The sequence below is a fragment of the Sorangium sp. So ce327 genome, assembly GCF_051530205.1.
Lineage (GTDB): Bacteria > Myxococcota_A > Polyangia > Polyangiales > Polyangiaceae > Sorangium > Sorangium cellulosum_B.
Genome location: NZ_CP150330.1, coordinates 11,313,056 through 11,337,552, shown reverse-complemented (window position 1 = coordinate 11,337,552; position 24,497 = coordinate 11,313,056). Strand labels below are relative to the sequence as shown.

At 70.6% G+C, this 24,497-nt stretch carries 14 protein-coding genes; 12 read left to right on the top strand and 2 right to left on the bottom strand.

Going from position 1 to position 24,497, the window contains the following annotated elements; all coding sequences use genetic code 11:
• Positions 1–429: 429 nt before the first annotated feature.
• The 6 genes from WME95_RS42535 to WME95_RS42510 all read left to right on the top strand — a co-directional run bounded on the left by WME95_RS42535 (position 430) and on the right by WME95_RS42510 (position 10,757).
• The gene (locus tag WME95_RS42535; RefSeq protein ID WP_437904972.1) at positions 430–2,412 is read left to right on the top strand and encodes an alpha-amylase family glycosyl hydrolase; all 1,983 of its coding nucleotides are present in this window, start codon (positions 430–432) and stop codon (positions 2,410–2,412) included.
• Between the two features lie 39 nt (positions 2,413–2,451).
• Positions 2,452–3,531 (top strand): ABC transporter ATP-binding protein, encoded by a 1,080-nt coding sequence (locus tag WME95_RS42530; RefSeq protein ID WP_437904971.1) that lies wholly within the window; start codon positions 2,452–2,454, stop codon positions 3,529–3,531.
• Between the two features lie 7 nt (positions 3,532–3,538).
• Positions 3,539–5,827, top strand: a complete 2,289-nt coding sequence (locus WME95_RS42525) for an extracellular solute-binding protein (RefSeq protein ID WP_437904970.1) — start codon at positions 3,539–3,541, stop codon at positions 5,825–5,827.
• Positions 5,824–6,684 carry a sugar ABC transporter permease gene (locus WME95_RS42520; protein WP_437546213.1) on the top strand — a complete coding sequence of 287 codons (861 nt, stop codon included), beginning with the start codon at positions 5,824–5,826 and terminating at the stop codon, positions 6,682–6,684. The genes WME95_RS42525 and WME95_RS42520 overlap by 4 nt, the downstream gene beginning before the upstream one ends.
• A gap of 228 nt (positions 6,685–6,912) precedes the next feature.
• Positions 6,913–9,840, top strand: a complete 2,928-nt coding sequence (locus WME95_RS42515; protein WP_437904969.1) for a response regulator — start codon at positions 6,913–6,915, stop codon at positions 9,838–9,840.
• Positions 9,834–10,757, top strand: coding sequence for a response regulator (locus WME95_RS42510; RefSeq protein ID WP_437546209.1), 924 nt, complete (start codon positions 9,834–9,836; stop codon positions 10,755–10,757). Before WME95_RS42515 ends, WME95_RS42510 begins: the two co-directional genes overlap by 7 nt.
• 54 nt (positions 10,758–10,811) lie before the next feature.
• On the opposite strand, the gene WME95_RS42505 is transcribed toward WME95_RS42510, so the two are convergent.
• Entirely contained in the window at positions 10,812–17,117 is a 6,306-nt protein-coding gene (locus WME95_RS42505) for a thrombospondin type 3 repeat-containing protein (RefSeq protein WP_437904968.1), read from the bottom strand.
• Here WME95_RS42505 and WME95_RS42500 point away from each other — a divergent pair.
• From WME95_RS42500 to WME95_RS42480, 5 genes are all read left to right on the top strand, one after another.
• Positions 17,116–17,358, top strand: a complete 243-nt coding sequence (locus WME95_RS42500; RefSeq protein ID WP_437904967.1) for a hypothetical protein — start codon at positions 17,116–17,118, stop codon at positions 17,356–17,358. The genes WME95_RS42505 and WME95_RS42500 overlap by 2 nt on opposite strands.
• 214 nt (positions 17,359–17,572) lie before the next feature.
• Positions 17,573–19,870, top strand: a complete 2,298-nt coding sequence (locus WME95_RS42495; protein WP_437904966.1) for a substrate-binding domain-containing protein — start codon at positions 17,573–17,575, stop codon at positions 19,868–19,870.
• A 541-nt stretch (positions 19,871–20,411) separates the two neighbouring features.
• Entirely contained in the window at positions 20,412–21,077 is a 666-nt protein-coding gene (locus WME95_RS42490; RefSeq protein ID WP_437904965.1) for a hypothetical protein, read from the top strand.
• Positions 21,074–21,301 (top strand): hypothetical protein, encoded by a 228-nt coding sequence (locus tag WME95_RS42485; protein ID WP_437904964.1) that lies wholly within the window; start codon positions 21,074–21,076, stop codon positions 21,299–21,301. The genes WME95_RS42490 and WME95_RS42485 overlap by 4 nt, the downstream gene beginning before the upstream one ends.
• A 730-nt stretch (positions 21,302–22,031) precedes the next feature.
• Positions 22,032–22,511, top strand: a complete 480-nt coding sequence (locus WME95_RS42480; protein ID WP_437904963.1) for a DUF4382 domain-containing protein — start codon at positions 22,032–22,034, stop codon at positions 22,509–22,511.
• Positions 22,512–22,646: 135 nt separating this feature from the next.
• On the opposite strand, the gene WME95_RS42475 is transcribed toward WME95_RS42480, so the two are convergent.
• On the bottom strand, positions 22,647–23,813 hold the full coding sequence (locus tag WME95_RS42475) for a serine hydrolase domain-containing protein (protein WP_437904962.1): 1,167 nt from the start codon (positions 23,811–23,813) through the stop codon (positions 22,647–22,649).
• Positions 23,814–24,004: 191 nt separating this feature from the next.
• Between WME95_RS42475 and WME95_RS42470 the strand changes: the two genes are divergently transcribed.
• Positions 24,005–24,478: a MarR family winged helix-turn-helix transcriptional regulator gene (locus WME95_RS42470; RefSeq protein ID WP_231864492.1), complete on the top strand. Its 474-nt coding sequence runs from the start codon at positions 24,005–24,007 to the stop codon at positions 24,476–24,478.
• Positions 24,479–24,497: the final 19 nt, after the last annotated feature.

Here is a 24,497-nt window from a genome sequence, read left to right as displayed (position 1 = left end):
GCGCCCCGCCTGCGCGCCTGCGCGTCTGCGCGTCTGCGTTGCGCGCGGCGCGATTGCGTGTGCGTCCATCGTGTCGCGCCGAGAAAACCCGCTTTTTACGTCCAGAAATTGTGGACCGGGCCACCGCTGCTGGTGTAGCGTTCGCGCCGTGCGAGGCGTGTTGAGGGCGGGGCAGAATCGCGTCGTGGTCGCGCCGGCCGCCGTGCCGCTGCTCGTCTGCGCATTGCGCTCCGCGGCTCGGAAGGCTCCTGCGGATACTACGGCTTTGCCTGACACTCCAGAAGCTCCTGCCGGAGCGCGCGGGCGGCCTGACCCGCACGCGCTCGCGCCGGCCGCGCCGCTGCCCATCGGGCTCATCCGTCGAGATGGGCTCTCGTCCGGCGCGTGTGTCGGCTCGCGTGGATGCGTGATGGCTCGACGCGCCGAGCTATGGTGATCACGATGGACCGGCGGCGATCGAGACTCTCCCTCTGGCGGACGGCGCGCGCGGCCGCGCTCGCGCGGACGGCGCGGGCGGCCGGGGTCGCCTCACTGGCGCTCCTCGCGGCGGCGTGCGCCGAGCTCGACGAGGAGCCCGTGCGGTCGGCCTCGCTCGCGGCGCACGCGAGCGACTGGCGGGAGGAGATCATCTATCAGGTGCTGATAGACCGCTTCGCCGACGGCGACGCGGGGAACAACCACCGGGTGGCCTCGGCGCCGGGCAGGTGGCACGGCGGCGACTGGAAGGGGCTCGAGGAGGGTCTGCCCTACCTCGAGGCGCTCGGCGTCACCGCGCTCTGGATCTCGCCGATCGTCAAGAACGTCGACACCGACGCCGGCGTCGACGGATACCACGGTTACTGGACGCAGGATTTCACCGAGCTGAACCCCCATTTCGGCGACCTCGCGTCGCTGCGCCGCCTCGTCGCGTCGGCCCACGATCGCGGCATGAGGGTCATCCTCGATATCGTGACGAACCACGTCGGCCAGCTGTTCTATTATGATATCAACGAGAATGGGCAGCCCGACGCGGACGTCCACGGCGGCGGCGAGGACGGGCGCCTCCAGCTCGAGGCCGTGAACGAGTACGATCCGGAGTTCGACCCCCGCGGCGTCCAGGCGCGGACGTCACCCGGCAAGTCGGGCCCGGCGCCGATCGTCTTCCGCCACGAGCCCGCGACCAACCACCTCCCGCCGCAGCCCGAGCTCTTCCAGGACCCCGAGGTCTACAACCGCAAGGGGCGCATCCTCGATTTCGAGGATGTCGACCAGCTCGTGCACGGCGATCTCCCGGGCGGCCTCAAGGACATCGACACCTCCCGCTGCGACGTGAAGCGGGAGATGGTCGACGTGTTCGTGCGCTGGGTCGAGCTCACCGACGTCGACGGGTTTCGCATCGACACGCTGAAGCACGTCGAGCACGAGTTCTGGCGCTATTTCACGCAGAACGTCCGGCTGCAGCTGGCGGCGATGGGCAAGACCGATTTCTTCATGTTCGGAGAGGCCTTCGACGGCAAGGACGACCTCGTCGGCAGCTTCACGAAGCACGAGGTCCCGGCCCACCCGCACGACGAGGCGCTCGGCGGCAACCTCGAGCGCGAGAACGCCGACGAGGCGGAGGGGGGCTGTCCGGGCGCCGCGCCGATCACGGGGGACTCTGTCGACTCCGTGCTGTATTTCCCCCAAGCTTATCGGGTCTTCCGCGACGTCTTCCGCGACGCCCGGTCCACGCGGCGGATCGAGGAGCTCTGGGACGCGCGGGCGCTCAACTACGGCGCTGAGCCGAACGCGAACGGCATCGGCGTCCCGCCGCTGAAGGCGCTCGTCAACTTCATCGACAACCACGACGTCCCGCGCTTCCTCCATGTCGGCCCGGGCGCCTCGCCCTTCAAGGCCGATCCCGAGGCGGCGCTCAAGAATGCGCTCCTGTTCCTCTTCACGGAGGAAGGCATCCCTTGCCTGTACTACGGCACGGAGCAGGGCTTCAGCGGCGGCGACGATCCGGCGAACCGCGAAGATCTCTGGGAGAGCGGCTATGACACGGAGCGCCCGCTCTTCCGGTGGATCCAGCGGCTCACGGCGCTGCGCAGGGGCTACCCGGCGCTCACCGCCGGCGAGCAGCGGGTGCGCTGGTCGACGGAGCGGACGGGCGAAGGGGACGAGGACGCGGGGATCTTCGCGTTCGAGCGGGGGGAGCCGGACGGCGACTATGCGCTCGTGGTGCTCAACACGCACCCCCGGAAGCAGAGCTCGACGAGCTTCAACGGGGCGGCGATGACGACGGGGCTGACGCGGGGGACCGTGCTCGTCGACGTGCTCTCGCCCGAAAAAAAGACAACTAGGGCGGGCGCGAACGGCGCTGTCACCGTCAAGCTGCCCCCGGTGAGCGGGGCGCTGCTCATCCCGGAAGACCAGATCATCCATGGTCTCTGATCCTGCCTGGCACTCCTCCCTTCCAAGAGAGTCTCCAACATGGCGTCTGTCAAAGTGCGCGGACTCAACAAGCGATTCGGCCAGACCCACGTGCTGCGCGGCGTCTCTGTCGACGTGCCCGACGGCTCGTTCGCCGTCCTCGTGGGACCGAGCGGCTGCGGCAAGTCGACGCTGCTGAGGCTGCTCGCCGGGCTCGAGGAGGCAGACGACGGCACGATCGCGCTCGGTGACCGCGACGTCACGCGGCTGGAGCCGCGCGATCGCGACATCGCGATGGTGTTCCAGTCGTACGCCCTCTATCCGCACCTCACGGTGCGCGAGAACCTCGCCTTCGGCCTCAAGCTCCGGAAGACGCCGCCGGCCGAGATCGAGGCGCGCGTGAAGGAGGCGTCGGAGATGCTCGGGCTCGGCCCGCTCCTCGACCGGCACCCCCGGGCGCTCTCCGGCGGCCAGCGGCAGCGCGTGGCCATGGGCAGGGCCATCGTGCGGCGGGCGCAGCTCTTCCTGTTCGACGAGCCGCTCTCGAACCTCGACGCCGCCCTCCGCGCGCAGGTGCGGGTCGACATCCGCAAGCTGCACGACCGGCTCGGCGCGACCAGCGTCTACGTCACCCACGATCAGGTCGAGGCCATGACGCTCGCGGACGAGATCTTCGTGCTCAACAAGGGCGTCGTCGAGCAGTCGGGGCCGCCCCTCGAGGTCTTCGCCCGGCCTCGCACCCGGTTCGTGGCGAGCTTCCTCGGCAGCCCGGCCATGAACTTCGTCGAGGCGCGCCTGGAGAGCCGGGGCGGCCGGTGGGTCGCGGCCCAGGGCGACCTCGCCATCGACGTCGACGCGGCCGACTTCCCGGGCGCGCTCTCGTCCGGGCGGCAGGTGACGGTCGGCGTGCGCCCGCACGAGGTGGACCTCGCCCCGGGCGACGGCGGCGCCCCGTTCGAGGTGGCGATCGTCGAGGCCCTCGGGGCCGAGTCGTACGCGCACGGCACCGTCGCGGGGGCGCCGTTCGTGGCGCGCCTCGACCCGGCCGCGCGCGTCGCGAAGGGCGACACCGTGCGGGTCGCGCTCCGCCAGGTGCACCTCTTCGACGCGGACTCCGGGCTGAGCCTGCGAGAAGCGTGAGGCGACCGTGCCGAGCCGTCGCTGTCGTCTCGCGCTCGCGCTCGCGCTCGCTGCGCCCGCGCTGATCCTCCTCTTGCCCGCGCTCGCGGCCGCCGCGCCGATCCGGCTGTGGCACGCCTACCGCGACGACGAGGCCAGGGCGCTCGACGCCATCGTCGCGGCCTTCGAGGGCGAGGAGGTCGAGGTCCTCGCCGTCCCGTTCGACGCCTACGCCTCGAAGCTCCAGGCCGCGATCCCGATGGGGGAGGGGCCCGACCTGTTCATCGACGCCCACGAGCGGCTCGGCGACTTCCGCGCGCGCGACCTCGTCACGCCCGTGGGCGACGCGCTCGAGCCGGGCGGCGAGGCCGTGTTCCTGGGGCCGGCGCTCGCCGCGGTCCGGCAGGGGGGCGAGATCCTCGGCCTGCCGATCAGCCAGAAGTGCGTGGCGCTCTACATGAACACCGCGCTCGTGAAGGAGGCCCCGGCGACCCTCGAGGACATCGCGGCGCTGGCCGGCTCGCTCCCCGAGGGCGTGTACCCGCTCGCGTACGAGGCGTCGAACGCCTACGCGCACATGCCGATCCTCGCGGCGTTCGGCGGCGCGATGCTGGGCGAGGACGACCAGTTCGGCTTCGTCGGCCCGGGGCCCGAGCGCTCGCTCGAGCTCGTCCGCGCGTTGATCCAGCGCCGGGTCGTCCCGGAGGACGCGAACGGCGCGCTGGTGACCGACCTGTTCAACGCGGGCCGCGCCGCGTTCGTGATCAGCGGGCCGTGGTTCGCGGGCGGCCTCGGGGAGGAGGCGCGGCGGCGCGCCCGCGTCGTCCCGCTCCCCAAGGTGCGCGAGACCGGCCTCCCGATGCGGCCGTTCCTGACCGTCGAGGCGGTGATGCTCTCGCCCCAGGGCGCGCGGCGCGCCGAGGCGCGGGCGCTCGCGCGCCACCTCGCGGGCGCCGCGGCCGCGGCCACGCGGCTCGAGGTCGCGCGCACGCCGCCGGTGCGGAGCGACGTGGCCGTCCCGGCCGGCGACGCCTTCATCGCGGCGTTCACCGAGCAGGCCAAGGCGGCCATCCCGATGCCGACCTCGCCGGCGATGCGCTCGACCTGGGAGCCGGCCACGCGCGCGATCCGCAAGGTGCTCCGGGGCGACGCGCCCCCCGACGTCGCGCTCTCCGAGGCCAAGCGCCGCTTCGACGACGTCCGCCGGCCGCTCCCTCCCCCCGCCTCGCCGGCGCCGCTCCTCGTCGCGCTCGGCGCGCTCGCGCTGCTGCTCGCTCTCCGGTGGGTCCGCGCCGCGAGGGGCGCGGCGCCCGGCACCGGGCGCTGGCGCTCGTTCCGGCGCGCGCTCGGGCGCTCGCTTCCTGCCTACAAGTACGTCGCGCACGCGGTCGTCGCGATCGGCGTGCTCGTGGTGATCCCGCTCGTCATCGGCGCGGCGACGTCGCTCTTCGCCGGCAGGGGCGAGGGCCTCCGGTACGTCGGCCTCGCCAACTTCATCAGCATCCTCACGGCCCGCGGCGGGCCGCTCTTCGCGAGCGGCTCGTTCTACCTCGTGCTCGCGGTGACCGTGCTCTGGACCGCGGTGAACCTCTGCCTCCACGTCCTCCTCGGCGTCTCGCTCGCGCTGCTCCTGCACCGCCCGACCCTGCGCCTTCGGGCGCTCTACCGGGTGCTCCTCATCGTGCCCTGGGCCGTGCCGAGCTACGTGACCGCGCTGTCCTGGAAGGGCATGTTCCACCGGCAGTTCGGGGCCGTCACCGGCCTCATCGAGGCGGTGAACTCCGCGCTCGGGACGAGCATCGAGCCCATCTCCTGGTTCTCGAGCTTCACGACGGCGTTCACGGCCAACGTGACGACCAACGTCTGGCTCGGGTTCCCGTTCATGATGGTTGTCACGCTGGGCGCGCTCACCGCCGTGCCGGAGGACGTGCTCGAGGCCGCCGAGGTCGACGGCGCCACGCGGTGGCAGCGTCTGCGGATGATCACGTTGCCCCTGATCAGGCCGGTGCTCGCGCCCGCGGTGACGCTGGGCGCGATCTGGACGTTCAACATGTTCAACGTCGTGTTCCTCGTGTCCGGCGGCGACCCGGACGGCACAACGGACATCCTCGTCTCCGAGGCGTACCGGTGGGCGTTCACCCGCGAGGCCCAGTACGGCTACGCGGCGGCGTACTCGGTGCTCATCTTCCTGCTCCTGACGCTCGCGACGCGCGACTGGCATTTCCGGCGGCGGCGGACGCCCGTCTCCGCCATCCCGCAGGGCGGGGCCGAGGCTGGATCGGCGCCCCTTCCGGCGGCGGCGACGGAGGTCGCGTGACGCGGAGGCCCTCTCCTGTCGAGTCGATCGCGGTGCACGCCGCGCTGGTCGCGGCGGTCGCGTTCGCGCTGTACCCGGTGCTCTGGGTCGCCTCGATCGCCTTCTCCGGGGCGCGCCCGCCGGTGCCGGAGGTGCTGCCCATCCCGAACCAGCCGACGCTCGAGCACATCGTCGCGGTGGTCACGACGTCGAAGAAGGTCGGCGGCGAGCCGATCTGGCTCTTCCCCCGCCAGCTCGCCAACTCGATCGTCGTCGCGCTCGCGACGGCGGCCGCCGGCGTCTCCGTCGCGGTCCCGGCGGCGTACGCGCTCGCGCGCTTCCAGTTCCTCGGCAAGGACCGCGGCCTGCGCGCGCTGCTCGCGACGCAGATGTTCCCCACGGTGGCGAGCGCGATCCCGCTGTACCTCCTGCTCGACGCGCTCGGCCTGCTCAACTCGCGGACCGGGCTCGTGCTCTGCTACGCGTCGACGGCGGTGCCGTTCTCGATCTTCCAGCTCCGGGCGGCGTTCGAGGCGATCCCGGTCGACCTGGAGGAGGCGGCGATGGTCGACGGGGCGACGCGCTTCCAGGCGTTCCTCCGGGTCGTGCTCCCGGCGGCGCGGCCGGCGATCGCCGTGACGGCGCTGTTCGCGATCATGACGGCGTACAACGAGTTCATCCTCGCGGCGACGCTGCTCGGCAAGGAGGAGATGTTCACGCTGCCGGTGGTGCTGCAGCGGTACATCGGCGAGTACGACGCGCAGTGGGAGCGGTTCGCGGCGGGGGCGCTCCTCGTGTCGCTGCCGGTCATGGCGGCGTTCTATGTGGTGCAGCGCCACCTGATCGCGGGGCTGACGACCGGCGGCGTGAAGGGGTGAGCGCGCCGCGGTGAGCGTGGCTGCGGGCGCCCCGGACGCGGCCCCGGCGGCGCGGGCCGCCAGCGCCGCGTCCGCGGGCGACGCGACCCGCGCTGCCCGGCCTCGTGCTGCTCGGGGCCGAGGGGCGTCCCTCCTACTTGCCCGCCGTGCCCGGGCGCCGCCCGTTCATGGGACCCGGCCCTCGCGGCCGTGGACGCCCGATCGCGACCCCGCTATCTCCATGAAGCCATGCCGAAGGCCGAGGATCCCCCGCCCGCCGCCGCGCCGGGGACCGCTCACGCGGACCCCCGCGCATCGGTGGGCGTGGGCGGCGAGCCCCGCCCGTCGCTGGGCGGCGAGCCCCGCCCGTCGCTGGGCGGCGAGCCCCGCCCGTCGCTGGGCGGCGAGCCCCGCCCGTCGCTGGGCGGCGACGCCGAGGGCCGCGGCACGTTCCTGCCGCTCCCCACCGCGCTGCAGCGGCGCCTCAGCCGGCCCTCGTGGGAGAAGTTCGTGCTCCCGCTGCTCGGCCCCCTGCTCGCGCTCCTCGTCATCGGCGCCGTCGCCACGCTGGAGGCCGCGCTCGACTGGACCGTCCCGAACCCGCCCGCGATCCTCTCGATGATCATCGTCTTCGCGGCGTTCAGCGGCGGCCTCTGGAGCGGCATCGTCACGGCGCTCATCTCGTGCGTCTTCTTCGCGCTCTACTTCTCCAAGGAGGGCGTCCTTTTATCGTACGACGAAGACAACCTCCTCCGGGTCATCGTCTACGCCGTCACCACCCCCGCCATGGCGGTGATGGCGAGCATCGCCAAGCGCCGCGCGGACGCCATGGGCGAGGCCTCGCTCGAGAACGAGCGCGAGCACTCCGCGAGCCTGCGCGCCCTGCTCATGCAGCGCCAGGCGGTCGAGGACGAGCTCCAGCAGGCCAAGGAGGCCGCCGAGGCGGCGAGCCGCGCGAAGAGCGAGTTCCTCGCCAGCGTGAGCCACGAGATCCGCACCCCGATGAACGGCATCATCGGCATGACGTCGCTCGCGCTCCAGACCGAGCTCACCCCGGAGCAGCGCGAGTACCTCGAGATGGTCAAGATCTCGGCCGACGCGCTGCTCTCCATCATCAACGACGTCCTCGACTTCTCGAAGATCGAGGCCGGCAAGCTCGAGATCGAGCCCGTCGTCTTCGACCCGAGCGAGATCATCGGCGACGCCGTGAAGACGCTCGCGCTCCGCGCCCACGAGAAGCGGCTCGAGCTCGCCTACGACGTCGGCCCCGACGTGCCCGAGGCGCTGGTCGGCGATCCGCTGCGCCTGCGCCAGGTCCTCGTCAACCTCGTGAGCAACGCGGTGAAGTTCACCGACGCCGGCGAGGTCGTCGTCCGCGCCGAGGTCGTCTCGCGCGCGCCCCTCACCGCCGAGGAGGATGCCAGCGCGGACAGCCAGGGCACGCCGAGCCTCTACGCGGGCGAGGCGCTCGGCGACGCCGTGGTGCTGCGCGTGAGCGTGATCGACACGGGCATCGGGGTCGCTCCGGACAAGCAGCGGCTCGTCTTCGACGCGTTCGCTCAGGCGGACGGCTCGACCACCCGCAAGTACGGCGGCACGGGGCTCGGCCTCACGATCTGCGCCCGCCTCGTCGAGATGATGGGCGGCAAGATCTGGATCGAGAGCGAGGTCGGCAAGGGAAGCACGTTCCACTTCACCCTCCAGCTCCGCGCGCTCGATGGCGCCGCCCGGTCGCGCCGCCTGGAGATCCCGAAGGACCTCCTCGGCACGAAGGTCCTCATCGCCGACGACAACGCGACCGCGCGGCGCATCCTCGCCGAGACCATCGAGGGCTGGGGGATGAAGGCGGTCCCCGTCGACTCGGGGGCGGCGGCGATCGCGGCGCTCTCGGAGGACTCGGGCGTGTGGGCGCTGCCCTGGGGCAAGCCGGGGGGCAACGCGGTCGGGCCGAGCAGCTCGTTCGGCCTCGCCATCGTCGACGCCCGCATGCCGAAGGTCGACGGCTTCGCCGTGGTCGAGCACTGCCGGAAGCGCGAGATCTTGAAGGGGCGCGTCCTCATGCTGCTCAGCTCGACGTCCGCGCAGGCGGACGTCGCGCGCTGCCGCGATCTCGGCGTCTTCGCCATGGTCACGAAGCCCGTGAAGACGTCCCACCTCCAGGAGGCCGTGTTCCACGCCTTCGGCGTCCCGACGCGGACCTCGCTCCGGTCGGCCGACCCGCGCCGCGCCGCGCCCGGGACGCGCGCGCGCGGCCTGCGCGTCCTCGTCGCCGAGGACAACGCGATCAACCAGAAGCTGATGCGCCGCTGGCTGGAGCGGCAGGGCCACCACGTGCACATCGTCGAGAACGGCCGCCTCGCCGTCGAGAAGATCGCGGGCGGGCAGTACGACGTGGCCCTGCTCGACGTGGAGATGCCCGAGATGGACGGCCTCCAGGTCGCGCGGGTCGTCCGGGCCCGCGAGCGGCGCGAGGGCGGGCACATGCCGCTCATCGTCGTGACCGCGTACGCGATGAAGGGCGACCGCGAGCGCTGCCTCCGGGCCGGCTTCGACGGCTACCTGTCGAAGCCGGTGCAGGTCGACGAGCTCTACGACATGATCGACCGGCTGGCCGCCGGGCCCTCCGCCCTGGAGATCGAGGACCCGGCGCGCATGTCGCTCGGCGCGCCGAGCTCGTATACGTCGGCGCCCTCGCCGGCGTCCGACAGCGGGCCGCCGAGCACCCGATCGGAGGAGCGGCTCCTGCCTTCGCCCTCCTCGATCGCGGCCCGGCCGATGTTCGATCGCACGAAGGCGCTGGAGCGGACGGGCGGCGACGCCGACCTCCTGCGCGAGCTCGCCGAGGTCTTCCTGGAGGAGTGCCCGCGCTGGATGGGCGACATCGACGACGCGGTCGCCGCCGGCGACGCCCGCAAGCTCCAGCGGGCCGCGCACAGCCTGAAGGGCGGGGTCGACAGCTTCGGCGCGCGGGGCGCGTTCGAGGCCTCCTTCGCGCTGGAGAAGATGGCGCGCGCGAACGAGCTCGGCAGCCTGGCCGAGGCGCAGTTCGCGCTGCGGGCGCAGATCGAGCGCCTGCTCCCCGAGCTCGCCGCGTTCGTGCGCGAGGGCGCGCCGGCGGACCCGGCGCCGCCGGTGCAGGGCGAGCGGCGCTCTGATAGCGAGGTGACGCGATGGTGAGGGTGCTCGTGGTGGACGACTCCCCGATGGATCGGCGCCTCTCCGGGAGCTTGCTCAAGAAGCGCGCCGGGATGGAGCCCGTGTACGCCGAGAACGGCGTCGAGGCGCTCGAGACGATCGCCAGGTCGATGCCCGAGATCGTGCTGACCGATCTCCAGATGCCGGAGATGGACGGCCTGGAGCTGGTCGAGGCGATCCGCCGCGAGCACCCGTACCTCCCGGTGATCCTGATGACGGCGCACGGCAGCGAGGAGATCGCGGTGCAGGCGCTGCGGCGCGGCGCCGCGAGCTACGTCGCGAAGCGGAACCTCGCGGCGGAGCTCGTGAACACGGTCGAGAACGTCCTCGCGGTGGCGCGGCTCGATCGGCGGGAGCAGCAGCTCCTCTCGTGCCTGACGGCGACCGAGTCCCATTTCGAGCTCGACAACGACGTGGCGAAGGTCCCCGCGCTGGTGGGCCACGTCGAGCAGAGCCTGGGGCGGATGCGGCTGTGCGACGAGACGGGCCGGATCCAGGTCGCGGTGGCGCTGCGCGAGGCGCTCGTGAACGCCATCGTGCACGGCAACCTCGAGGTCAGCTCGACGCTGCTCGACGAGCAGCCGAGCGCCTTCTCCGCGCTCGTCGAGCGCCGCCGGGCGGAGAGCCCGTACCGGGATCGGCGCGTTGTCGTCGTGGCGCGCGAGACGCGCACCGAGGCGACGTACGTGGTGCGCGACGAGGGGCCCGGCTTCGACCCGCGCAACCTGCCGGATCCGACCGATCTCGCCAACCTGGACAAGCCGAGCGGCCGCGGCCTGATGCTGATCCGCACGTTCATGGACGAGGTGCGGCACAACGAGAAGGGCAACGAGATCCGCATGGTGATGAAGTGCCGCTCGCCGGGGGCCGGCGGCGAGCCGGGCGACGACGGCGGCTGACGCGGTCCGTCGGATCGCCCGGGGGAAGGCTCGTGGTGATCTTCAGGACGAGCGCTAGCGTTCCGTGTAGCAGACCGTGAGCCACGGACGTCGGCCCGCGTTGGTCTGCTCGCTCGCTCCGAATGCGGTCCGCGCCCCTGGATCCTCCTCGAGGAGGAACCCGAAGTTGGGAGCCGCGCCGTCGAGCCACGCCTGCACCAGATCGGTCAGATCCAGGGTCACATCCCCGTACGGGACCCCTGTCACGGTCGCTTCGACGGCCGTGTCGTAGCTCGCGCCGAAGCTGCTCCAGGTCACCGTCGCTTCTTCCCATGGCGCAGTGATCCGGTGCGCCCGGATCGCCTGTGCGCCCGAGCTCACCGCGAAGGCCCCGAACGTGCTCGATGCGACCGCCGCGCCGGCGGGGAAGCCGCCGAGATCGAAGCGGAACAGCGCCCGCTTGGGGAAGCCGCCGCTGTGACCCGAGTGGGCGTAGGGCATATTCCCTTCGTTGTAACGGGGGTATGCCTCCCAGACCGTCGTGTCGGAGACCTCGCCGAAGAGCCCGCGCTGGATCGTGACGCACACCGGATCGCAGGCGTCGCCGACGCCGTCGTGGTCCCGGTCCTCCTGCGACGGGTTGGCGGCCTCGAGGCAGTTGTCCTCGGGATCACACACCCCGTCGGCGTCGCCGTCCGCGCAGGCGACGCAGCTCGCGCTGCACCCGTCGCCGTCGATGAGATTCCCGTCGTCGCATGACTCCCCGGGATCGACCTCGCCGTCGCCGCACGCGGGCGCGCGCTCCGCCGCGGCGTAAGCAAACACGTAGTCGAGCTCATCCCATGTCATCCGGCTGAGGGCGTAGGCCTCGGCGCCCACCGCCCCGAGCGCGGCGAGCGTCTCCTCCCGCGTGTCCGCCGAGCCGTAGAACAGCCGGAAGACGTGGGACTCGCCCGGACCGAGCGCGCCGAAGTCGAAGTCGAAGAGCGACCCGAAGTCCCCGGGTCCCACGTCGCTCACCGGCTCGGGCGGCCCTCCCGCGGCGACGAGCGGGTCGGCCGGGTTCCAGGGGCTCGTGCCCGTACCGAGGAGCGCAGGCGTCGTGCCCGGCTGCATCGTGACGTGCTCGCCCCCGCGGTACTCGATGATGTTCCAGTTCATCACCCGGCGGTAACGCAGGTCGACCGGGCTCGCGCTGATGTTCTCGATCGTCACCTCGACCTCGTACAGCGAAGGGGTCGCGGGCGACGGCCGATAGGCGTGCGTGACGAGGAACGTCGAGCCCACCTGGACCGTGGAGACCGCCGTGCTCTCCGTGGCCGAGAAGCTGACGAGCGTCATGTTCGCGGGGGCGCTGTCCAGGCCATCCGTCACGAAGCCGGAGACCTGCGCGATGGCGTCGCCGACGCCCCACCCCTCGGAGCCGGGGGTGCCCTCCAGGCCATCGATGGGAGAGTCACGACCCAGAGGCTCGCGGGAGATCCCGATCCACTCGTCCCGCATGTACGGGTCGAGCACCAGGTTCAGGTGGCCTTCGCAGTTGATGCCGAGCTGAACCCGACCGTTCCAGATCGCCGCGCCGCAGCGATCGCAAGGGTCGCCGATGCCGTCGCCGTCGCGGTCGCGCTGATCCGGGTTGAAGTGCCACCCGCAGTTGTCCAGGGTCTCGCATATCCCATCGAGGTCGTAGTCGTAGGCTGCGGTGCCTACGCAGTCGTTGCAGGCGTCGCCGAGCCCGTCGCCGTCCGCGTCCTCCTGTCCTGGGTTGTAGGTGGCGTAGCAGTTGTCGGTCCGGTTGCAGAGGCCGTCGCCGTCGTGGTCCCGGTCCCCCACGGCGAAGCAGGCATCACACGCGTCGCCGACGCCGTTGTAGTCGTTGTCGGACTGTCCCGGGTTGGGCGCGAGCGGGCAGTTGTCCTCGAGGTCGATCACCCCGTCGGCGTCGGCGTCGGGCTCCGCGAGGCACCCCGCGCTGCAGCCATCGCCGCTGCTGCGATTGCCGTCGTCGCATTCCTCGTCGGGCGCGAGCTCCCCATCGCCGCACATCGGCGCGTGATCCGAGCCGTTGTACGCCAGGATGAAGGTCGGCGGCGCTGGCCACTCCTCCAGTCGATCCAGGGAGTACGCCTGGGCGTCCACCGCCTCGAGCGCGGCGAGCGCATCCGCCTGCGTGCCCGCCGCGCCGTAGAACAGCCGGAATGCATGCGCGTCCCCCGGATCGAGCGTGCCGAAGTCGAAGTCGAAGAGCGCACCGTAGTTCCCGGGGCCCAGGTCGCTCACCGGTCCGGGCTGTTCCCCCACGAAGCCGAAGGGATCGTGCGAGCCCCAGGGCGCCGTGTCCGTACCGACGAGCTCGGGCACCGAGCCCGGCTGGAGGGTGACGAACTCCGAGTGGTAGACATACCCGAACCAGTCAATGCTCCGGCGGTAGCGCAGATCGACCGGGCTCGCCCCGATGTTCTCGATCGTCACCGCGACCTCGTACAGCGACGGCGTCGCTGGCGACGGGTGGAAGTCGTGCGTGACGCGGAAGGTCGAGCCCACCCGGACCGTGGAGACCGCCGTGCTCTCCGTGGCCGAGAAGCTGACGAGCTCCATGTGCCCAGGATGGCTGGAGATCAAGGTGCGCGCGTCGCCGACGCCCCACCCCTCGGCGCCGGGTATCCATTCGATGCCCTCGGCGACAGAGCGTCCCTCGCGCAGATAAACGATGCCCGTATAGGTGGGCACCGTCCACCACCCGTCGGACAGGTTCAGCTGACCGTTGCAGTTGACGCCCAGCCGGACCGTGCCGCTCGAGATCACCGCGCCACAGGGGTCGCAGGCGTCGCCGCGCCCATCGCCGTCGCGGTCCCTCTGGTCTGGATTGAATCCATCGAAGCAGTTGTCCTCGTTATCGCAGACGCCGTCCGTGTCGTTGTCCCAGACGCCGAGCCCTGCACAGTGGTCGCAGGCATCCCCGTCCCCGTCGCCGTCCGCGTCCTCTTGCCCGGGGTTGATCTCCCCGTCGCAGTTGTCGATGCGGTCGCAGACGCCGTCGCGATCGGGGTCCTGATCCCCCGCCGCGAAGCAGGGGTCGCAGGCGTCGCCGACGCCGTTGGCATCGCTGTCGCGCTGCTCGGGGTTGGGCGCGCTCGGGCAGTTGTCACACGCGTCGCCCCGCCCGTCGGCGTCGCTGTCCTCTTGCCCCGGGTTGTGGCGGTACCTGCAGTTGTCCGCGTTGCCGCAGATCCTGTCGCCGTCGTCGTCCCAGCCGTCCGCCTGCCCGCACGAGTCGCAGGCGTCGCCGAGCCCGTCGCCGTCGCGGTCCTGCTGCCCAGGGTTGCTGGCATGGACACAGTTGTCGGTCTCGTCGCAGACGCCGTCGCGATCGTCGTCCCGGGCTCCAGGGCCTGCACAGGCGTCGCAGGCGTCGCCGCGGCCATCGCCGTCGGCGTCTTCCTGGCCGGGGTTGAACCGGCCGTCGCAGTTGTCGATGTCGCTGCAGACCGTGTCGTGATCCGAGTCGGACTGGCTCGCTCCCCGGCAGGCGTCGCAGGCGTCGCCCACTCCGTCGCCGTCGCCGTCCTCTTGCGAGGGATCGAAGTTGTACAAGCAGACGTCGGCCAGGTCGCAGACGCCGTCGCGGTCTGCATCCCAGTCTCCCGCGGCCCCGCAGGCGTCGCACGCGTCTCCGATCCCGTTGCGGTCGACGTCGAGCTGCTCCGGATCGGGCACGAGCGGGCAGAGGTCGCAGGCGTCGCCCACCCCGTCGCCGTCGCTGTCCTCCTGCTCCGGGTTGAAGACGTCAGGACAGTTCTCCACCCCGTCGCACAGCCAGTCCCAGTCCCGGTCCGAGGCCCCGGCTCCGTCGCAAGAGTCGCAGGCATCGCCGAAGCCGTCGCCGTCCCAGTCCTCTTGCCATGGATTCATGGCGTTGGGGCAGTTGTCCATGTCATCGCAGAGCGCATCGTAATCCCCGTCGTACTCGCTGAGTCCGGTGCAGGAATCGCAGACGTCGCCGCGGTTGTCGCCGTCGCTGTCCTGTTGCCAGGGATTGAAGTCGTACGGGCAGTTGTCGGCTTGATTGCACACGCCGTCGCGGTCGACGTCCCCGTCTCCCGCGGCAGGGCAGAGGTCGCACGTGTCGCCAATGCCGTTGTGGTCCCAGTCGACCTGATCCGGGTTGGGCACCGTCGGGCAGTTGTCGCACACATCGCCCACCCCGTCCGCGTCGCCGTCCTCCTGCGCCCAGTTGAAGGCGTAACGGCAGACGTCCGCCTCGTCGCAGAGCCCGTCCCAGTCCGAGTCCCGGTCCCCCGCCCCATAGCAGGAATCGCAGGGATCACCGTAGCCGTCGCCGTCGCTGTCGCCGTCGTCCTGCGCCGGGTTGTAGAGGTAGACGCAGGTATCCGCGTCGTCGCAGGCGCCGTCGCGGTCATAATCACCGATCCCGGCTCCGTCGCAATAGTCGCAGGGGTCACCGTAGCCGTCTCCGTCGGCGTCCTCCTGCTGTGCGTTCCACGATCCGTTACAGTTGTCGATATCGTCGCAGATCCCATCGTCATCATAGTCGTTCTGGCTCCATCCACGGCAGCGGTCGCAGGCGTCGGCATGGCCGTCGCCGTCGGTGTCCTCTTGCCACGGATTGAAGTCGTAGACGCAGCTGTCGTCCCGATCGCAGACGCCATCTCTGTCGGAGTCCTGGTCTCCCGCGGCCCGACAGACATCACACGCGTCGCCGATGCCATTGTTGTCTGTGTCGAGCTGCTCCGGGTTGGGCACGCGTGGGCAGTTGTCGCACGCATCGCCTACCCCATCGCCGTCGCGCTCCTCCTGCTCCGGGTTGAAGACGTAAGGGCAGTTGTCCTCCTCGTCGCACAGCCGGTCCCCGTCCGAGTCCCAAGCCCCGGCCCCGTCGCAATAGTCACAGGCGTCGCCGGATCCGTCGCCTTCGCTGTCCTGTTGCCAGGGATTGAAGTCGTACAGGCAGTTGTCGGCTTGATTGCACACGCCGTCGCGGTCGAGGTCCCAGTCTCCCGCCGCAGGGCAGAGGTCGCACGTGTCGCCAATGCCGTTGAAGTCCCAGTCTTGCTGCTCCGGGTTGGGCACCGTCGGGCAGTTGTCGCACACATCGCCCACCCCGTCGGCGTCGCCGTCCTCCTGCTCCGGGTTGAAGACGTAACGGCAGACGTCCGCCTCGTCGCAGAGCCCGTCCCAGTCCCAGTCCCGGTCCCCCGCCCCATCGCAGGAATCGCAGGGATCACCGTAGCCGTCGCCGTCGCTGTCGCCGTCGTCCTGCGCCGGGTTGTGGATATAGGCGCAGGTGTCCGCGTCGTCGCAGGCGCCGTCGCGGTCATAATCCCCCATCCCGGCACCATCGCAATAGTCGCAGGGGTCACCGTAGCCGTCGCCGTCGGCGTCCTCCTGCCGTGGGTTCCGCGGTCCGTTACAGTTGTCTATCTCGTCGCAGATCCCATCGTCATCATAGTCCTGCTGGCTCCATCCACGGCAGCGGTCGCAAGCGTCGGCAAGACCGTCGCCGTCGGTGTCCTCTTGCCACGGATTGAAGTCGAAGACGCAGTTGTCGTCCCGATCGCAGACGCCATCCAGGTCTCTGTCCTCGTCTCCCGCGGCCCGACAGACATCACACGCGTCGCCGATGCCGTTGCTGTCTGTGTCCAGCTGCTCGGGGTTGGGCACGCGTGGGCAGTTGTCGCACCTGTCGGCGACGCCGTCGCCGTCGCCCTCCTCTTGCCCGGGGTTGAAGCGGTAGACGCAGTTGTCTGTCTCGTCGCAGACGCCGTCCCAGTCGCTGTCCCAGATCCCGAAGCCTGCACAGGAGTCGCAGGCGTCCCCGTGGCCGTCCCCGTCGGCGTCCTCTTGCCCAGGGTTGTACCAGCCAAGGCAGTTGTCCACTCCACCGCAGACGCCGTCGCCATCGTGGTCCCACCTCCCGGGACCCACGCAGCGGTCGCACGCGTCCCCGAAGCCGTCGCCGTCGACGTCCGCCTGATCGGGGTTCGCCGCGTCGCCGCAGTTGTCGCAGCCGGCGCCGAGCCCGACCCTCACCCCATCACCGTCGATGTCCGCCTCGACGGCCCAGCCGAAGACGCTGTTTCCTTGGCACAGGTCGCGATCCGAGCAGCGCCCATACGGGTTGTCGTCCCATGCGTCGAAGATGCACGCGCTCTCGGAGCCGGCGGTCGACTCGACGGTCACGCGGACGAACCCCCAGCCGACGCCGTCGAATCCGCCGATCGCCTCCACGCCGAAATCGTTGCACTGCGCGGGGTCGTACAGCGCCAGCGCCGCTGGATCGGTGATCGTCCGCACGAGCGGCGTCGCGTTGCAGTAGCACCCATTGGAGCTCGGCACCGTCTCTAGGAGCATGCCGTTCATGAACAGCTCGAAGCTGTTCTGTCCGCAGTCTGCATGGTTTATCGTGAACGTGATGGAGCTCGGCGCCCCGTATGCCGGTCTCAAGCACACGAAGGACGCGAGCAGCGCAATGACGCTGATGAATCCCGCCCTGCCGTTTCGGCCCATAGGCCCTCCGCCTCTCCCCGCCCTGGGTGGACGGGTCAGCGTTGACGCGTTGTATACGGCTCAAGTGCGAAATGTCCCTGAGCGTAATCCATGATCTTCGCGCCTTGGCGGTGTTCTCGTCAACAGAAAAACCGGCGCGGGTGTGTTCGTCTCGTGTCCTCACGTGGCCGCGGGGCAGGCGCCGCCGCTGTCGAGCCTCTTCGACTTTCTTCGACATCGCCCCGTCGCAGAGAGATACGTCCGGACCGTGGTATATAGGTGGGTACGCGAGCGCAGCCGTGGGACGGGGGAGCAGGGAGACCGGGGCGATGGTTCAGGGTAGCCGGGGCAGTGAAGTCGAGTTGCCGGGGCAGCGGGGCGGCAGAGCTGACGGCTCGGCCCAGGAAGATGGAGCGGGCGGGCAGCCGGCCGCGGGAGGAGATGCCGGCCGCTCGACGCGTGATGTGAATCGCCTTGCAGAGCCGCCCCCCGGCGGTACAGGCGTTCATGGGATGCGACGTGGGATGACCGTGGGCGTCATCACCCCCTACCTGGACGGCTCGTTCTGGAACCCGGTCCTGACGGGTATCCACGAGGCGGCGCGAAAGCACGGCTGTCGCATGCTGGTGATGCGCGGCACGGCCGCCTCGCTCCAGGCCCCTTCGCTCGCCAGAGAACAGGTGGATGGATGGATCGTCGTGATCGGGGTGGACGGCATCGAGCAGCTCGCTGCCGCGCGGGTCCCGCTCGTCGTCGTCGGCACCCATGTCCACAAGGGCGACTGCCCGTCGGTGATCCCGGACAACCACAGCGGGATCCGGGGCGCGGTGCGCCATCTGATCGGACACGGTCACCGGCGCATCGCGTTCGTCGGCTGCTTCCACGAGTCCGATGTGCGCGAGCGCTTCGACGCCTACCGAGAGACGCTCGCCGAGGCGGGGATACCGCTCGACCCGGAGCTGGTCATCCGGACCGACGACAACTGGTATACCGGCGGCGAGAACGCTGCCCCGCAGCTCATCGCGCTGCGGAACGCGTGTACAGCTGCGGTCTTCGGGACGGACAAGAACGCGATCGGGATGATGCCGTCGCTGAAGGCGGCGGGCGTCCGCATCCCCGAGGAGCTGGCGATCGTCGGCTTCGACGATGTGCCGGAGGCGCAGACCTCCGACCCACCGCTGACCACGGTGCGCCAGCAGTTCGAGATGCTGGGGAGCGCCGCGTGTGAGCTCGTCGTCTCGATGCTCTCCGGCGAGACGGCTGTGCCAGAGCTCGTGCTCACGCCGAACACGCTGATCCAGCGGATCTCGTGCGGATGCGACGTGGTCCAGAGCTTCCTCGACGAGGACGCGGCGCCCGGGGAGCACGGCGGCGGCGACCTGGATCGACGGATGGTCGAGCTGCTCCTCGCGCCCCGGCCCCTGGCGCCCGATACACCGCCTGCCGCGGTATGGCCGGGGGTCGCCCTGGTGCTCGAGGCGTATGAGGCGGCGATCGAGGGCGCCGCGCCCCCTCCGGCGAAGGCGCTGGAGCGCGCCTACAAACAGGCCGTCGACATCTCCTCCGATATGGGCACCTTGATGGCGATCGTGCGCCTGCTCCGCCGGTCCCACGAGCGGCGCCGCGAGCGGCTGGGCGGGGATGCGGCGTCGGCGCAGCGGGTCGAGTCGTTCCTGGACGGCGCGCACCTCTCGATCGCGCGGGCTCGGCTCAGCGTCGAGGCCGAGTTCGTGGCGCAGCTCGGGATGCTCGTGCGGTCCAATCACGACGTGGGCCTCGCGCTGGTCAGCGCCTCGCAGGAGGAGTCCATGTCGCTCTCATGGCTCGCGAAGACCAGCGCGACCTGGGCCTGCCTTGCGCTCCGGGAGGACGCGAAGACGCTCGTCGTCGCCGGCGCCTTCAGCCGTGACGGCAGCGCGACGCCCCCGATCGGCGGCCGCCATCGGCTGGAGGCGTTTCCGCCGGAGCACCTGCTGCCGCCCGCGGCCGCGAGCGGCGCGCTCATGATGATGCTGCTGCCGATCCGCACCGAGCGGCGCGACTGGGGGGTCGTTGCGCTCATGGGGCCGACCCTCCGCGAGCTGGCCGGCGACGAGGGCACCGTCGGGGTCTGGGCGTCGCTGCTCGCCGCGGCCCTCGAGCGCGGCGAGCTCGTCCAGTCGCTCTCGACGAAGAACGCGGAGCTTCAGATGGCCTATGCGAGCGAGCGGACGCTCTCGGAGACGGTGCGCGAGCTCGGCTGCCCGCTCATCCCGCTCCTGCCCGGCGTGCTGCTCGTGCCGCTGATCGGCGCGATCGACCGGGACCGCGCCCTCCAGGTGCTCACGGCCGTGGTCGAGGGGGTGGGCCGGCACGAGGCGCGCTTCGTGCTGCTCGATATCACCGGCGTGCCGGCGGTGGACGCCCAGGTCGCCCATGCGCTGGGCCAGACCAGCCGCGCGGTCGCCCTGCTCGGCGCGCGCCTCTTCCTGGTCGGCGTGCGCCCCGAGCTCGCCAGGAGCCTCGTGGACGTGGAGCTAGGCAGTCTGGCCACGTACTCGTCGCTGGCGGGAGCCCTTCACGAGCTGACGACAGGAGGCCTCCGCCCTGGCGGCGCGAGGCGCGGCGCGCCGCGCCTTCCTCGCTGAGACGCCGCCGCTGGCGCCACCGTCAGCGATCGTCGCAGCTGCTATCCCAGGTTGTGCAGCTGTGCATTCGATGGATTTTGGAGCTGCCGCCGTCGAGGCAGACGGCGTTCGTCTCGCATCCGTAGCGATCGGTCGCTTGCTGGCCGCCTGTCCCACAGAGACCATCTCCGACGGATCGAGCGTGGTGCCGTTGACCTTGGCGGCGTAGAAGGCTTTGAAGGAGTCGGTCGACACGACGCTCGTTGTTGTGAATCTTTCAATGTTCCCGTGTCTGATGATTCGCATGGGTCCGACACCCGACCACGAATCGGCTCATTTCCGTTCTTCATCCGTGGTCTCAGGCAATCCTCGTGCCCAGTATCGACGATGCCTGTGTTCAAGGCGTGTGCCAGATGCAAGTTGTCGAAATGTTTAGTCAATCGTGCCTGTCTGAACACCTGTGATTCATCGTCGAACCGTTCGAAAATCGCTTGAGGCCATCGGGCGATTGATGCACGATGGGCACTCCAAGGAGACGACCGCTATGAGACGAACTCTATGTGTGCTCGTGACGGCAGCAGCGGCGATGCTCTTGAGTGGGGCCGCTCTGGCCCAGTCTCCCCAAGCAGCGGCGCCCGCCAAGGCGGCCGACGCGAAGAAGCCAGAGGGAAAGGCTGGCAACGTGGCGAAAGCTGACGCGCGAGGGCTGGCCAGCAAGAGCGAGCATGGCGCCGGCGACGCCGATCTTGCGCCTGGCAAGAGCGAGCATGCCGCCGGCAAGGCCGATCTTGCGCCTGGCAAGAGCGAGCATGCCGCCGGTGACGCCGATCTTGCACCTGGCAAGAGCGAGCATGCCGCCGGCAAGGCCGATATGGCGCCCGGCCAAGCGGACAAGGCAGCCGGCAACGCGGAGGTGGAGGGCAGCGCTGCGGCCACGGAGAAAGCCAAGGCGCGAGAGATCCGCAAGAAGAGCCAGCGTGAGGCGGTGCGCACGAAAGTCGTCGCCGCACTCGAGAACCAGCCGATGACGGAAGCGATGAAGCAGGAGCTCCGCCGTCATGCCCGGCGGATTGCGCGCCTCGAGCGCGTCAATCAGCTCGCCAGGGATGAAAAGGATCAAGCTTCGTCCGAGCGCGTGTCCAAGCTGATCGATAAGGAAAACGCGCGTCACGAGACGTGGATGGCGAATTTCAACGCGAAGGCCGTCGCGAAGGCAGGTGCAAAATGAGGCACGCTCTGAGCGCCGTTGGGATAGCGGCATCGATGCTGCTGATGGTTGGCTGCAAGCAGGGCTCGACGACGGAGCAGCAGGATCCGGCGCCCAGCGCGCAGCCGACGATTGCAGACACGGATCTCGCCGTTCCGGCGGACTTCGAGGAAGAGGCCGCGAGCTCGATCACTGTCGCCAATTACAAGACGGAGCTCGACGCGATCGAATCTGAAATCAACTGATCCATCCGCGGCGAGCGGTCGGCCCAGGTGAAGTCGGTGCTCGCGCGCGTCACGAAAGACGCTTCGAGCGGTTGCTGCACCGAAGTTCCAGCAGTGAGCTTCGCTGCGATGCGCTCTTTTTGCAGGCGATCGGCGGGACACGCCAGCCTGTCTCATCAACCGTCGCGAGCCCGCCGAAGCTAGGCTCTGACTGACGAACGGCGCGGGCGGCCCGAGCCCAGTCGGCTGTCCCCCCAGGTTCGTCCCGGGTTGCTCCCTCCGGAGAGCGAGCTCGACCGACGGATCGGGCCGCGCAGCGGTTCGTCAGACGGAGCCTCGGGAAGGCGACCATGGAAGCCTCCCGATCTGGGGGGCCGGCCGATCATGCTCGGCCATGGCTGCGAGCTCATTCCATGGAAAGCGACTCGAGCGGCGCGGCGCCGAATGGCCATTGAGGTCCCTGGGCGATCGAAGAATGTGAGCCGTCGGAAGAGCGCTCGAGCACTGGTTGAAACAGGTGATGGAGGCCCAGTCAATGGGCTCCTCTTGGAAGGGGCGCGATGCATGGGCGCCGCCTTCGCCCCGAACGAAGGAGATTGATATGCACGCTTTCTCATCGCACTTGGTCCGCTTCGGCTTTTTCGCGCTCGTCATCGCTGGCTGTGGCGGCGGTGATGCCACCGTGGAGGTGGGGGTCACGGCCCAACCGCTTCAGGCGTCCGCTCCGTCTGAGGGAGGCACGGAAGAGGCCGTGCGGAGGCACCTCGTGGTCACGCTCACCGAGGTGAACGTCCATGTCGCGGGGGACGCGGAGCAGGATGAAGCCGGCCAGGCGTCGCCCGGCGATGACGACGGGTCGAGCCACGACGAGAGCGCGGGGGAGAGCGGCTGGAGCACGATCTTCAGCGGCGAGGTCAAGCTGGATCTCCTGGACGCGAGCTCGACCGAAAAGCTCCTCGGATCGAGCGAGGTCCCCGCGGGCAAGGTCACGCAAGTTCGGCTCGTGCTCACCGACGCCGAGCTTGTGGAGGGATCCACCACGAGCCCGGTCTCCTGTCCCTCCTGCTCGGAGTCGGGGCTCAAGATCGTGACGGAAGGCGCGGTCGAGGTGAGCCCCGGTGGCACACTGCACCTCACGCTCGACTTCGACCAGGCCAGATCCCTGACGCAGGAGCAGAGCGGCTATCGCCTCGATCCCGTCATCAAGATTGCCAAGGCAGAGGAGCTCTGAGCCGCGCTGTCAGCGGCCCATGATGGCCTGCGAGGCCCGGATGAGACCTACGGGGAAGCCCAGCAGGCTGTAGAGCGAACGCCGCCCCTCCTCTCACGAACCCAGTCACGCGCCCCGGCGACGCGCGACCAGCGCTCATAGGCACGAGTACACGGCCTCGATCAGCGCCGGCCACCGCGGGTCGCCGCCCTGGCCGCTCGCGATCGTCTGGTTCGGCGTGTAGCCGAACCCGAGCCCCGCGTCGGGGTCGGCGAAGCCGAGCGCGCCGCCGGCGCCGGGGTGGCCGAAGGTCCGCGGGCCGCGTCCGAAGGGGCGCAGGGCGCTCGGCAGCATGAACCCGAGCGAGAACCGGCTCTCCGCGAGGAGGACGGCGTCGAGCCCGGCCGATCGCTCCGCCAGCGCGGCCTCGACCGCCTCCGGCGACAGCACGCGCGCGGTGCCGGCGAGGGCCCCGCCGTTCGCGAGCGCGCCGTACATCCGCGCGAGCGCGCGCGCGTTCGCGTGGCCGTTCAGCGCGGGGATCTCCGCGCGCCGGGCGCGGGCGGTGTTGACGAGGCCCGGCGACACGAGGTCGCGCGGCCTGGTGAAGGCCATCGAGGTGAGCGACGCCGGGTCGCGGAAGCTCGCGCCGAACGCGCCGCCCAGGCCGTTCGGGCTCGCGACGGTCGGGGGCACCTCGGCGATCCGCCCGTCGTGCTCGGCGCCGGTGCCGATGTGGAAGTCCAGGCCGAGCGGGCCCGCGACGGCCTCCCGGAGGAACGCGCCGACCCGCTGGCCGCTCGCGCGCCGGATCACCTCGCCCACGAGGAAGCCGAACGTCACGGCGTGGTAGCCGTGGCGGGCGCCCGGCTCCCAGAACGGCTCCTCCGCGGCGAGGGCGGCGGTCATGGCCTGCCAGTCGTAGAGCGCGCCCTCCTCCGGCTCGGCGCGGAGCGCCGGCAGGCCGGCGCTGTGGTCGAGCAGCTGGGCCACGAGGACGCGCCCCTTGCCGGCCGCGCCGAACTCCGGCCAGGCGGCGGCGACCGGCGCGTCCACGTCGAGCGCGCGCCGCTCCGCGAGCGCGTGGGCGCAGAGCGCCACGGCGCCCTTCGTCGCCGAGAAGACGTTCACGATCGTCTCGAAGCGCCACGGCACGGTCTTCGCCGCGTCCCGGAAGCCGGCCCAGAGGTCGACGACCACGCGGCCGCGCACGGCGGCGCACACGGCGGCCCCGAGCTCGGGAAACCGCTCGAAATTCGAGGCGAACGCCGCGCGCACGGGCGCGAACGCCGGGTCGCAGGAGCCATGGATTGCGAGGTGCATCGCTCGTCCCTTCGTCCCTTCCTCGGGGCAGCACGGGCCCGGGCGCGCGCGGGCGAGCCGCCCGGCCCTTTCGCGCCCGACCCGGATGATGCGCACCCTATATTGCGCAACCTTGGTTGATGAATAGGGCCGCCGCCCGCGGCCGTCAACGTCATTTGCGCAACCTCGGTTGCGGGTTACACGCTCCGGCCGTGAAGCCCGCGCGCCCGGACGAGGACCTCGTGCTGCTCTTCGCCGCCATCGCGGCCGCGAACAGCGACGAGGTGATGCGCCGCGTGGAGCGGGCCGGCCACGGGGATCTCCGGCCGAGCCATGGATACGTGTTCCAGCACCTCGTCCCGGGGCCGGTGAAGGTGAGGGAGCTCGCGGAGCGGCTCGGCATCACGGCGCAGGGCGCCTCGAAGGCGGTGGCGGAGCTGGAGCAGCTCGGCTACGTGCGCCGGCGCGTCGCCGAGGACGACCAGCGCAACCGGCTCGTGGAGCTCACCGACCGCGGGTGGGCGGCGGTCGAGGCGGGGCGCGCCGCGCGCGCCGCGGTGAACAGGCGGCTCCGCGCGCTGCTCGGCGAGGAGCAGGCCGGCGCGCTGCTCGCGTCGCTCCAGCGCATCGCGGAGCGCACGGGAGGGCTCGAGCTCCTGTCCTCGCGCCGGCTCCGCCAGCCGTAGCGCGCCCGGGTCCGACCCG